The 12,546-nt window shown below is 60.3% G+C and carries 9 protein-coding genes; 6 read left to right on the top strand and 3 right to left on the bottom strand.

Going from position 1 to position 12,546, the window contains the following annotated elements:
* Positions 1-58: 58 nt before the first annotated feature.
* Positions 59-1,288 (top strand): multifunctional CCA addition/repair protein, encoded by a 1,230-nt coding sequence (locus QRN46_RS05775; protein ID WP_285354388.1) that lies wholly within the window; start codon positions 59-61, stop codon positions 1,286-1,288.
* 39 nt (positions 1,289-1,327) lie between these two features.
* On the opposite strand, the gene folK is transcribed toward QRN46_RS05775, so the two are convergent.
* Both folK and folB read right to left on the bottom strand, forming a co-directional pair.
* The gene (folK, locus tag QRN46_RS05770) at positions 1,328-1,846 is read right to left on the bottom strand and encodes a 2-amino-4-hydroxy-6-hydroxymethyldihydropteridine diphosphokinase (RefSeq protein ID WP_011336215.1); all 519 of its coding nucleotides are present in this window, start codon (positions 1,844-1,846) and stop codon (positions 1,328-1,330) included.
* Positions 1,837-2,193, bottom strand: coding sequence for a dihydroneopterin aldolase (gene folB / locus QRN46_RS05765; RefSeq protein ID WP_011336216.1), 357 nt, complete (start codon positions 2,191-2,193; stop codon positions 1,837-1,839). The genes folK and folB overlap by 10 nt, the downstream gene beginning before the upstream one ends.
* A 74-nt stretch (positions 2,194-2,267) precedes the next feature.
* Here folB and plsY point away from each other — a divergent pair, with 74 nt between their 5' ends.
* The gene (plsY, locus tag QRN46_RS05760; RefSeq protein WP_285354387.1) at positions 2,268-2,837 is read left to right on the top strand and encodes a glycerol-3-phosphate 1-O-acyltransferase PlsY; all 570 of its coding nucleotides are present in this window, start codon (positions 2,268-2,270) and stop codon (positions 2,835-2,837) included.
* 23 nt (positions 2,838-2,860) lie between these two features.
* Here plsY and tsaD read toward each other — a convergent pair whose 3' ends face one another.
* Positions 2,861-3,886 (bottom strand): tRNA (adenosine(37)-N6)-threonylcarbamoyltransferase complex transferase subunit TsaD, encoded by a 1,026-nt coding sequence (gene tsaD / locus QRN46_RS05755; protein ID WP_011336217.1) that lies wholly within the window; start codon positions 3,884-3,886, stop codon positions 2,861-2,863.
* A gap of 199 nt (positions 3,887-4,085) precedes the next feature.
* Here tsaD and rpsU point away from each other — a divergent pair, with 199 nt between their 5' ends.
* The 4 genes from rpsU (at position 4,086) to QRN46_RS05735 (ending at position 12,537) form a co-directional block, all read left to right on the top strand.
* Entirely contained in the window at positions 4,086-4,301 is a 216-nt protein-coding gene (gene rpsU, locus QRN46_RS05750; protein ID WP_002551877.1) for a 30S ribosomal protein S21, read from the top strand.
* 480 nt (positions 4,302-4,781) lie between these two features.
* The gene (gene dnaG / locus QRN46_RS05745) at positions 4,782-6,749 is read left to right on the top strand and encodes a DNA primase (protein ID WP_221616019.1); all 1,968 of its coding nucleotides are present in this window, start codon (positions 4,782-4,784) and stop codon (positions 6,747-6,749) included.
* A 67-nt stretch (positions 6,750-6,816) separates the two neighbouring features.
* Positions 6,817-8,664, top strand: coding sequence for an RNA polymerase sigma factor RpoD (gene rpoD, locus QRN46_RS05740; protein ID WP_011336219.1), 1,848 nt, complete (start codon positions 6,817-6,819; stop codon positions 8,662-8,664).
* A gap of 126 nt (positions 8,665-8,790) precedes the next feature.
* Positions 8,791-12,537 carry a bifunctional diguanylate cyclase/phosphodiesterase gene (locus QRN46_RS05735; protein WP_285354386.1) on the top strand — a complete coding sequence of 1,249 codons (3,747 nt, stop codon included), beginning with the start codon at positions 8,791-8,793 and terminating at the stop codon, positions 12,535-12,537.
* The last annotated feature ends 9 nt before the right edge of the window (positions 12,538-12,546 follow it).

Genomic DNA, 12,546 nt, shown 5'->3' with positions numbered 1-12,546 from the left:
TTGAGACCTCCAGAAGTCCGGCGCAAGGGTTATCCTGTCGGGCCAACGGAGGTTTTTTATGCAGATTTACAAGGTCGGCGGTGCGGTACGTGATCGCCTGCTGGGCAAACCGGTCACCGATATCGATTGGGTGGTGGTCGGGGCGACTACAGAAGAAATGCTCGCCAAGGGATTTCGCCCGGTCGGCGCGGATTTTCCGGTGTTTCTTCACCCGAAAAGTGGCGAGGAGTACGCCCTCGCCCGCACCGAGCGCAAGAGCGGTCGCGGTTATGGTGGTTTCACCTTTCACGCCAGCCCCGAGGTCACGCTTGAAGAAGACCTGATCCGCCGCGACCTTACGATCAACGCCATGGCCGAGGATGATCAGCAAAACCTGACCGATCCCTACCACGGTCAGCGCGATCTCGAAGAGCGGATTCTGCGCCACGTTTCTCCCGCGTTTGCCGAAGATCCGCTCAGGGTCCTGCGTGTTGCACGCTTTGCCGCTCGCTACGCGGAACTTGGTTTCAACGTGGCGCCCGAGACCCTGGAGCTGATGCGTCAGCTCAGCGAATCGGGTGAACTGGAAGCCCTTACGGCCGAACGCAGCTGGAAAGAGATTTCCCGCGCACTGATGGAAGATCAGCCCCAGGTGTTCATTCAGGTGTTGCGCGATTGCGGCGCCTTGAAGGTGCTGATGCCGGAGGTCGATGCCTTGTTCGGCGTGCCGCAACCGGAAGCCCATCACCCGGAAATCGACAGCGGCCTTCACACCCTGAGCGTGCTTGAGCAGTCAGCCTTGCACAAACAACCGCTGACCGTGCGCTGGGCCTGCCTGCTGCACGACCTCGGCAAAGGTCTTACTCCAGAGGAGGAATGGCCACGGCACATCGCCCATGAGCACAAAGGCCTGAAGTTGATCAAAGCAGTCAACGAACGCTTCAAGGCACCGAAGGACTGTCAGGAACTGGCCTTGCTGGTCGGCCAATATCACACCCACGGGCATCGCGCCCTGGAGCTGAAGGCTTCGACCTTGCTCGAGTTGCTGCAAAGCTTTGACGTTTACCGTCGGCCACAGCGTTTCGAAGAGTTCATCGTCGCGTGCGAGATGGATGCCCGAGGCCGCAAAGGGCTCGAGCAACGCAGTTATCCACAGGCGGATTACCTGCGCGGCGCGGCCAATGTGGCACGCGGCGTGGCGGTGCAGCCGTTGCTGGAAAAGGGATTCAAAGGCCCGGAACTGGGCGAGGCACTCAAGCGCGAACGGCTCAAGGCGTTGAAGGTTTACAAGGAATCGGCGGCGTCCTGAAAGCACCTGATCCGCCCTCGCGAGGGCGGATCAAACTGTTCAAGACAGATCTGAAGGCGTGAGCTGAATACCGCGCCACTCGAATCCGACCGGTGCCAGCACCTGATCGATCTGCGCTTCGGCCCACAACGTGGCAAAGCTTTTTCCTGCACCGGGATGCACCCGATCCGGCGCAATCAGCGACAGCGGCCACAGCACAAAGGCATTTTTCAGGATTTCCGCACGAGGCAGGATCAGCCCGTCGAAGTTGCCCGCCAGATCGCCGTACAACAACACGTCGATGTCCAGCGGCAAGCCCTTGCGATCCGGCGCATAACGACCGTTGTCCGCTTCAATGAACTTCAAGCGGCGATCCAGCTCGATCAACGGCAGATCGGTGAACGCCGACACCACGAAGTTGAAGAACGGCCCGCTCTTGATTCCCACCGGCTGGCTTTCGAACACAGGCGAACAGCGTATATCCACCAGAAACGTGGACAAGGCATCCAGACCGGCCTGCAAATGGGTTTCGCGCTCGATATTGCTACCGAGCCCGAGATAGACCTGGGTCAGCGGCATCCGCGCTCGATCTCCACACCCACACCACCCTTGGCGGCCGGTACGGCACCTGGCTTGGTCAGCTTCAGGCGCACCCAGGTGATCTTGAATTCATTCATCAGCACTTCAACCAGACGCTCGGCGAAGGTCTCGACCAGTTGATACTGGGATTGCTCGGCAAAGGCCTGGATCCGTGTGGACACACTGGCGTAATCGAGCGCCAGGGTCAGGTCGTCACCGGCGGCGGCCGGGCGATTGTCCCAGGCGAAGCTCAAATCAAGACGCAGGCACTGTCGGATGCCGCGCTCCCAGTCGTAGGCACCGATCACGGTGTCGACTTCCAGGCCCTCGATAAACACTCTGTCCAAGCACTTTTCTCCGCTGCACGACAAGGGCGCAATGCGCCGTTAGAATCAGGGCGTCCTCGCCCGGAATAGTTAGCATGTTTTGGTTACTGGCGATCCTCGCCTACCTGCTCGGCTCTCTGTCCTTCGCCATTTTGCTCAGCCGCCTGACCGGAAATCCGGATCCGCGAATGAGTGGCTCGGGTAATGCCGGCGCCACCAACATGCTGCGCCTGGCCGGACGCAAACTCGCGATCCTGACCCTGCTGGGTGATCTGTGCAAAGGCCTGTTGCCGGTGCTGATCGCTTCGGCAATGGGCCTTTCGCTGCAGGATCAGGCGTGGATCGGCGTCTGCGCCGTGATCGGTCACCTGTTCCCGTTGTACTTCCGCTTTCGCGGTGGCAAGGGCGTTGCCACGGCGGCCGGCATGCTGCTGGGCCTGTATCCACCCGCTACGCTGCTGGCCGTGTGTGCGTGGCTGCTGACGTTCTACCTGACCCGCACCAGCTCGCTGGCGGCGTTGATCGCTACACCCCTGACACTGCCGTTGCTGGCCTGGCAGGAACCGGCGGCGCTGTTGCCGATGAGCACGCTGACACTGCTGATCGTCTGGCGCCACCGGGGCAATCTACGCGACCTGTTCGCCGGGCGCGAACGGCATTTTTAAATACCGCATGTGAGCGCTGCTTATCACAGCGCTGACAATTGCTCCATCGGCCAGCGCGCCTGCACGCTGATCGCCAGGCTTTCCTGCTGGCCGGCCTGCAAACGCTGGCAGCCGGCAAACGCAATCATTGCGCCGTTATCGGTGCAAAACTCGGGACGGGCATAGAACACATCGCCCTTCATGTCGCCGAGCATCTTCTCCAGCGAAACACGCAGCGCCCTGTTGGCACTGACGCCTCCGGCGATCACCAGACGCTTCATGCCGGCCTGCTTCAGGGCACGCTTGCACTTGATGGTCAAAGTCTCCACCACGGCCTGCTGGAACGCCAGCGCGATGTCGCAACGGGCTTGCTCGCTGTCGTCCCCGGCGCTGACGCATTGCTGCCAGGTGTTGAGGGCGAAGGTCTTCAGGCCGCTGAAGCTGAAATCCAGACCCGGGCGATCACACATCGGACGCGGGAAGGTGAAACGTCCTGCGACACCCTTCTCTGCCAGCTTGGCGATTTCCGGTCCGCCCGGATAATTCAGGCCCATCATTTTTGCAGTCTTGTCGAAAGCTTCGCCCGCGGCATCATCCAGCGTCTCGCCGAGCAGACTGTATTGGCCGATGCCATCGACCTGAACCAGCTGCGTATGACCACCGGACACCAACAAAGCGACGAACGGAAATTCCGGCGGTTTTGGCTCCAGCATCGGCGCCAGCAAATGGCCTTCCATGTGGTGCACGCCGAGCGCCGGAATGCCCCAGGCAAACGCCAGCGCCTGGGCACACGAAGCACCCACCAGCAGCGCCCCGACCAGGCCGGGACCTGCGGTGTAGGCGATGGCGTCGATTTCGGTCGGCACGCAGTCGGCCTCGGCCAGCACCTGACGAATCAGGGGCAGCATGCGCTTTACGTGGTCGCGCGAAGCGAGCTCCGGCACCACGCCGCCATAGACGCGGTGCAGGTCGATCTGACTGAACAGCGCGTCGGCCAGCAGTCCGCGCTCGCTGTCGTACAAAGCGACGCCGGTTTCGTCGCAGGAAGTTTCTAATCCCAGTACTAGCATGGGTTTGCGCCTTGTTTAGGCTGAATTCGAAGGCGCGCATAATAGTCGCCGCGTGATGCCCCGACCAGCGGTTTTCGATCAGAGGCTTTGCATTCCGAGCGATGAGGGGTTAACATCCGCAACCCTTAAAAACCGACGTCTTCAAGTGCTCTTTTGCCGCGAGGATGTTGACCCCGGTAATGAATGAAGGTAGCTCTGGATGCCAGCCGTCAAAGTTAAAGAGAACGAACCCTTCGACGTAGCTCTGCGTCGTTTCAAGCGCTCCTGCGAAAAAGCCGGTGTACTGGCTGAAGTTCGTAGCCGCGAATTTTACGAGAAGCCAACTTCTGAGCGTAAGCGCAAGGCAGCTGCTGCTGTTAAGCGTCACGCCAAGAAAGTTCAGCGCGAACAGCGCCGCGCCGTTCGTCTGTACTAATACACAGACGATCGTAGCAAGCTTCTGCCAAGCCCGGCCCTCAGCCGGGCTAATGGCATTTGCGTAAAACGCTTGATGCTTCACCGTCGAAGCCGCAGATGCGACCGAGACAAACCCGCTTCACCGCGTCAGGCCTGGCTCTTTTGCCAGCGGTGCACGTCTTTTCTGACGAGCCTTTCAAGGCTACTGACGAGCACACCCACTGATTCCTCTTACGACGATCAGCCCAAGGCACCTGCTTGCGTGCCCGCTTCATGAGCTATCCGAGGCCGATTACAGGCCGTCAGCGGATTCAGCGCAACATTTTCGAATAGTCGAAGACTGATGAACACTAACGTCAGTGGATTTTCGGCAGATACACTTCCCGACAGCGATTACGCAAACGACACCGGTCGAGCCGCCCTACGTGCGTGCATCACTCAATGACCCGCGTCCGGCCGCCTTTCGCATCGGATCCATTACAGCGCAGACGAGAACGCCATGGCCGGGCTGATTCCCCAGAGCTTCATTGACGACCTTCTGAACCGCACCGACATCGTCGACGTGGTCAGCTCGCGCGTGCAATTGAAGAAGGCCGGCAAAAACTACACCGCCTGCTGCCCGTTCCATAAAGAGAAAACCCCGTCGTTCAGCGTCAGCCCCGACAAACAGTTCTATTACTGTTTCGGCTGCGGCGCCGGCGGCAACGCCCTCGGCTTTCTCATGGATCACGACAACCTGGACTTCCCCCAGGCTGTCGAAGACCTGGCCAAAGCCGCCGGCATGGAAGTGCCGCGTGAAGAAGGCGGTCGTTCGAACAAACCGCGCCAGCCGACCGACTCACCGCTGTACCCGCTGCTCACCGCCGCCGCCGACTTTTATCGACAGGCGCTCAAAAGCCATCCGGCACGCAAGGCAGCGGTGGATTACCTCAAGGGTCGCGGCCTGACCGGCGAGATCGCCCGCGACTTCGGTCTCGGATTCGCACCACCGGGCTGGGACAACCTGCTCAAACACCTGAGCAGCGACACCTTGCAGCAGAAAGCCATGATCGAGGCCGGCCTGCTGATCGAAAACGCCGAAACCGGCAAACGCTACGATCGCTTTCGCGATCGCGTGATGTTCCCGATCCGCGACACCCGTGGACGGATCATCGCTTTCGGCGGTCGAGTGCTCGGCGACGACAAGCCAAAGTACCTGAACTCGCCGGAAACCCCGGTTTTCCATAAAGGCCAGGAACTCTACGGCCTGTACGAAGCACGCAAGAACAATCGCAACCTCGACGAAATCATCGTCGTCGAGGGCTATATGGATGTCATCGCCCTGGCCCAGCAAGGCCTGCGCAATGCCGTCGCGACACTGGGCACCGCCACCAGCGAAGAACACCTCAAGCGCCTGTTTCGCGTCGTGCCGAACGTGCTGTTCTGCTTCGACGGCGATCAGGCCGGCCGCAATGCTGCCTGGCGCGCACTGGAAGCAACACTGCCCAGCCTGCAAGACGGACGCCGTGCACGCTTTCTGTTTCTGCCCGAAGGCGAAGACCCGGACACATTGATTCGCGCCGAGGGCACTGACGCCTTCCGCGCCCGGATCAATCAGCACGCGCAGCCGCTGGCGGACTACTTCTTCCAGCAACTGACCGAAGAAGCCGACCCGCGCTCGCTGGAGGGCAAGGCCCACATGGCCACGCTCGCAGCACCGTTGATCGACAAGGTCCCCGGCGCCAACCTGCGCATCCTGATGCGCCAGCGCCTGACGGAAATCACCGGCCTGAGCAGCGAGAGCGTCAGCCAGCTGGCCCAGAGCGCACCGCAGGAAGCGCCGCCGGCCTACGACCCAGGCATCGATTACGACGCCATGCCGGACTACAGCGACTACCATCAGCCGCAGGCACAGGACATGTATGTGCCGCAGCAGGAATGGACGCCGAAGAAATCCGGTGCCGGCGGCAAGAAATGGGACAAGAAACCGTGGGACAAAAATGGCAAGCGTGGCGGTGATCGCGATCAGCCCCGTGCCCCACGCGTGCCGGCCGCCGTCGAACCACCGACCCTGGCCGCCCTGAGAACTTTGCTGCATCACCCGCAACTGGCGGAAAAAGTCGAGGACGCCGGGCACTTCGCGGACGAGAACCAGACCAACGCACAGCTGCTGGTGGCACTGCTCGAAGCCGTACAGAAGAATCCCAAGCTAAACTCATTTCAGTTGATCGCGCGATGGCACGGAACCGAACAGGGTCGCCTGCTCAAGGCGCTGGCGGAAAAGGAATGGCTGATTGACGGAGACAACCTTGAACAACAGTTTTTCGACACCATTACTAGCTTGTCAGCCCGCCAACGCGAGCGAAATCTGGAACAACTGCTCAGGAAAGCGCGTCAAAGCGAACTGAGCGCCGAAGAGAAAAATCAACTGCGCGACCTTTTAAGTCGCAATGTTTCCGCATCAAACCCGACCTCAACTGGCGCGTGAGGTCATAGCTCAGGTATAATCCTCGGCTTGTTTTTTGCCCGCCAAGACCTTCAGTGGATAGGGTGTTATGTCCGGAAAAGCGCAACAGCAGTCTCGTATTATTGAGTTGATCAAACTGGGTCGTGAGCAGAAGTATCTGACTTACGCCGAGGTCAACGACCACCTGCCCGAGGATATTTCAGATCCGGAGCAGGTGGAAGACATCATCCGCATGATTAACGACATGGGGATCCCCGTACACGAGAGTGCTCCGGATGCGGACGCCCTTATGCTGGCCGACGCCGATACCGACGAGGCCGCTGCGGAAGAAGCAGCCGCTGCGTTGGCGGCGGTGGAGACCGATATCGGTCGCACCACTGACCCGGTGCGCATGTACATGCGTGAAATGGGTACGGTCGAGCTTCTGACTCGTGAAGGCGAAATCGAAATCGCCAAGCGTATCGAAGAAGGGATCCGTGAAGTGATGAGCGCCATCGCGCACTTCCCCGGCACGGTTGACCATATTCTCTCCGAGTACACTCGCGTCACCACCGAAGGTGGTCGCCTGTCCGACGTTCTGAGCGGTTACATCGACCCGGACGACGGCATTACGCCGCCTGCCGCCGAAGTACCGCCACCGATCGACGCGAAAGCCGCGAAAGCGGATGACGACTCCGAGGACGATGACGCCGAAGCTTCCGATGACGAAGAAGAAGCCGAAAGCGGTCCGGATCCGGTCATTGCCGCACAGCGCTTCGGTGCTGTCGCCGACCAGATGGAAATCACCCGCAAGGCCCTGAAAAAGCACGGTCGTCACAACAAGGCGGCAATTGCCGAACTGTTGGCCCTGGCCGAGCTGTTCATGCCGATCAAGCTGGTGCCGAAGCAGTTCGAAGCCCTGGTCGAGCGTGTTCGCAGCGCCCTGGATCGCCTGCGTCAGCAAGAGCGCGCGATCATGCAACTGTGCGTACGTGATGCACGTATGCCTCGTGCCGACTTCCTGCGCCAGTTCCCGGGCAACGAAGTCGACGAAAGCTGGTCCGACGCCCTGGCCAAAGGCAAGAGCAAGTACGCCGAAGCCATCGCCCGCGTGCAACCGGACATCATCCGTTGCCAGCAAAAGCTGACCGCGCTGGAAACCGAGACCGGTTTGACCATCGCCGAGATCAAGGACATCAACCGTCGCATGTCGATCGGTGAGGCGAAAGCCCGCCGCGCGAAGAAAGAGATGGTTGAAGCGAACTTGCGTCTGGTGATCTCCATCGCCAAGAAGTACACCAACCGTGGCCTGCAATTCCTCGACCTGATCCAGGAAGGCAACATCGGTCTGATGAAAGCGGTGGACAAGTTCGAATACCGTCGTGGTTACAAGTTCTCGACTTACGCCACCTGGTGGATCCGTCAGGCGATCACTCGCTCGATCGCCGACCAGGCCCGCACCATCCGTATTCCGGTGCACATGATCGAGACGATCAACAAGCTCAACCGTATTTCCCGGCAGATGCTGCAGGAAATGGGTCGCGAACCGACCCCGGAAGAGCTGGGTGAACGCATGGAAATGCCTGAGGACAAGATCCGCAAGGTATTGAAGATCGCCAAAGAGCCGATCTCCATGGAAACCCCGATCGGTGATGACGAAGACTCTCATCTGGGTGACTTCATCGAAGACTCGACCATGCAGTCGCCAATCGATGTCGCCACTGTCGAGAGCCTGAAAGAAGCGACCCGCGAAGTGCTGTCCGGCCTTACTGCCCGTGAAGCCAAGGTACTGCGCATGCGTTTCGGTATCGACATGAACACCGACCATACGCTTGAAGAAGTCGGCAAACAGTTTGACGTGACCCGCGAGCGGATCCGTCAGATCGAAGCCAAGGCGCTGCGCAAGCTGCGCCACCCGACGCGAAGCGAGCATCTGCGCTCCTTCCTCGACGAGTGATACCAGAACCCCCGGCCCAGGCCGGGGGTTTTGTTTATATGGCAGATTAAATACTCAGCTCCGCCCTCCCCCGCGCACAGCCCGTCTACACTCGAAACATTCCCCCCGAGCCATAACGAGACCGTTATGCCCAGACTGGCGTCCGTGCTTTTTTTGCTGCCACTGATGATCTGGACCGCAACGGCTGACGCGCTGACTCTGAACGATGAAGAACGTAGCTGGCTGGCGGCTCACCCGGATTTGCGCCTGGGTGTCGATGCGTCGTGGCCACCCTTCGAGTTCCGCGACGATCAGAGCCGCTATCAGGGCCTGGCTGCGGACTATATCGATGTGATTCGCCAACGCCTGGCGATCAAACTCACGCCCATCGAGCCGGTGAGCTGGACGGTAGTGCTCGAACAGGCGAAAAACGGCACGATCGACCTGCTGCCGGGGATCATGTCTACCCCGGAACGCCAAAGCTACCTCTCATTTACCCGCCCTTACCTCGACTTTCCGATCGTCATCCTGGCCCACGTCGGCGGCCCGCAACCACGCAAGCTCGAGGATCTTTACGGCCTGAAAATCGCCGTGGTCGAAAACTACGCGCCCCACGAACTGCTGCGCACCCATCACCCCGACCTCAACCTGGTGGCGATGCCCAACGTCAGCTCCGCGTTGCAGGCCCTGGCTACCGATGAAGTCGACGCCGTGGTCGGAGACCTGGCATCCAGCGTCTGGAGCCTGCGCCAGCTCAAACTGGATGGTTTATATGTCAGCGGCGAAACCCCTTACCGCTACCAACTGGCAATGGGCGTCCCGCGGGACAACAAAATGCTGGTGGGGATTCTGGACAAGGTGCTGGCCGACATGTCCCCGGAAGAAATCAGCAGCATCCAGGAGCATTGGGTCGGCAACGTCCTCGATCACCGGACATTCTGGTCGGATCTGCTGATTTACGGGTTACCGGGCCTCTCGCTTCTGGTCATCGTGCTGGCGGTGGTCATCCGCATCAACCGTCGCCTGAGCTCGGAGATCGCCCGACGTATCGATCTCGAACAGGAACTGCGCAGCAGCGAATATCACTATCGCGGACTGGTGGAGAGTCTCTCGGCCATCGCCTGGGAAGCGCGGATCAGCGATTTCACCTACAGCTATGTTTCGCCCCACGCCGAAGACCTGCTCGGTTATCCACTGTCCCATTGGCTGATTCCGGGCTTCTGGCGCAACATCATTCACCCGGCAGACCTGACTCGTGCTCAGAGTTTCTGCGATCATGAAGTGCTGGCCGGGCGCGACCACAGCCTCGATTACCGGGTGATCACCGCTGACGGCCGTTGTTTGTGGGTGCGCGACATTGTCAGCCTGATCGAACACGGCCACGAACCGGTGATGCGCGGCCTGATGATCGACATCAGCGAAACCAAGCGCACCGAAGAGGCGTTGCGCCTGTCAGAACAAAAGTTCGCTTCAGTGTTCCAGCAATGCCCGGACATTCTGGTCATCGCCCGGCTCTCCGACGGCTGCCTGCTGGAGGTCAACGAAGCTTTTGAAGAACAGATCGGGCTCAAGGCCGAAGAAGTGATTGGCCAGACCGCCACCGAACTCAACATCTGGGGCATTCCCGGAGTCGGCCCGGGCCTGCTTCAGCGCCTGCAAGCCGGCAGCATTCGCAACCTGGAGATGCCCTTTCGCCGAAATAATGGCCAGGTGTTCACCGGGCTGATTTCCGCCGAACCCTTCGAACTCGACACCACACCGGCGCTGGTCGTGGTGGTGCGCGACATTACTCAGCTCAAGGAAACCCAGCAGCAACTGCAAACCTCCGAAGAAAAGTTCGCCAAGGCCTTCCACGCCTCGCCGGACGGCCTGCTGCTGTCGCGCCAGAGCGATGGCCTGTTGCTGGAGGTCAACGAAGGCTTCAGTCGTATCACCGGTTTCAACAGCGCCATGTCTGTAGATCGCTCGGCGCTGGACCTGGGCATCTGGGTCAACCTCAACGAACGCAAGCAAATGCTCGACCTGCTGCACCGCGACGGGTTCGTTCGTGACTTCAGCTGCCACATCCGCCGCAGCGACGGGCAGATACGCCTCTGCGAGGTGTCCAGCCGTCCGCTGCCGATCGGCGACGAAGACTGCATGTTGACCATCGCCCGGGACATCACCGAACGCCACTTGATGCAAGAAAAGCTGCAACAGGCCGCGACCGTGTTCGAAAGTACCGCCGAAGGCGTGTTGATCACCGACACCCAGCAACACATCAGCGCCGTGAACCGGGCCTTCACCGAAATCACCGGTTACAGCGAAAGCGAAGCGCTCGGCCACACCCCGCGCCTGCTTGCGTCCGGCCTGCACGACAGCGCGTTCTACGCAGCGATGTGGCATCAATTGACCGATGAAGGTCACTGGCAGGGAGAAATCTCCAACCGGCGCAAAAATGGCGAGCTGTACCCGAGCTGGCTGACTATCAGCGCCGTGCGCAACCGCGACAAGTTCATCACTCACTTCGTTGCGGTGTTCGCCGATATTTCCAGCCTGAAGCACGCCCAGGCCAAACTCGACTATCAGGCGCATCACGACCCGCTCACTGGCCTGCCGAACCGCACGCTGTTCGAAAGCCGTCTGTTGACGGCACTCAACAGCCAGCAGGAAAACGGCGGCCAGGGCGCAGTGCTGTTCCTCGACCTCGACCGCTTCAAGCACATCAACGACAGCCTCGGTCATCCGGTCGGCGATTTGTTGCTCAAGGGCATCGCCGTGCGCCTCAAGGAGCAACTGCGGGATATCGACACCGTCGCGCGGCTGGGCGGCGACGAATTCATCATTCTGCTGCCCGGCCTGCAGCAACCCGGCGATGCCGACAACATCGCCACCAAACTGCTGAACTGCTTTGGCGCGCCGTTCCAGGCTGGCGAGCATGAGTTCTTCATCAGCGCCAGCATCGGCACCAGTCTCTACCCGCGCGACGGCTGCGATGTCGCAACCCTGATCAAAAACGCGGACGCAGCGATGTATCGCTCCAAGGCCAAGGGCCGCAACCGGGTCGAAAGCTACACCCGCGATCTCACCGCCCAGGCCAGCGAGCGTGTGGCGCTGGAGCACGAACTTCGCCGCGCCATCGAGCGCGAGGAGCTGTACCTCTATTACCAACCGAAAATCAGCCTCGACGATCACAGCCTGGTCGGCGCCGAAGCCCTGATCCGCTGGCGTCATCCGAACTTCGGCGAAGTACCGCCAGAGCATTTCATTCCGCTGGCGGAAGAAAACGGGATGATTCTGCAAATCGGCGACTGGGTGCTGGAAACCGCCTGCCGGCAGATGTTCGAGTGGGGCCAGATCTATGAATCCCTCGGCCCGCTGTCGGTCAACCTCGCCGGCGCGCAACTGCGCCAGCCGAACCTGCTGGGACGCATCGAGCAACTGCTCAAGGACAACCGCCTGCGGCCGGAATTACTGCAACTGGAAATTACCGAAAACTTCATCATGAGCCAGGCTGAAGAAGCGCTGGCGGTGCTGCACCAGCTCAAACACCTGGGCGTGCAACTGGCCATCGACGACTTCGGCACCGGTTATTCCTCGCTGAGCTACCTCAAACGCCTGCCACTGGACATCCTCAAGATCGACCAGTCTTTCGTCCGCGGCCTGCCCGATGATCCGCACGACGCGGCGATTGTCCGCGCCATCATCGCCCTGGGCCGCAGCATGCAATTCACCGTGATCGCCGAAGGCGTGGAAACCCAGGCCCAGCAACAATTTCTCGCCGCCGAAGGCTGTGAGCAGATCCAGGGCTACATCGTCAGCCTGCCGCTGCCACCCGAGGAATTCGCCGCGACGTTTCTTCGCATATCCGTATCGGATTTTTCGGATAGCACAGCCGAGAAACCGTCGCTATAATCCGCGGCC

Source organism: Pseudomonas sp. lyk4-R2A-10, from assembly GCF_030209075.1.
GTDB lineage: Bacteria > Pseudomonadota > Gammaproteobacteria > Pseudomonadales > Pseudomonadaceae > Aquipseudomonas > Aquipseudomonas glycinae.
The sequence above is the reverse complement of the archived record's forward strand: the minus strand, read 5'-3'. Positions and strand labels throughout refer to the sequence as shown.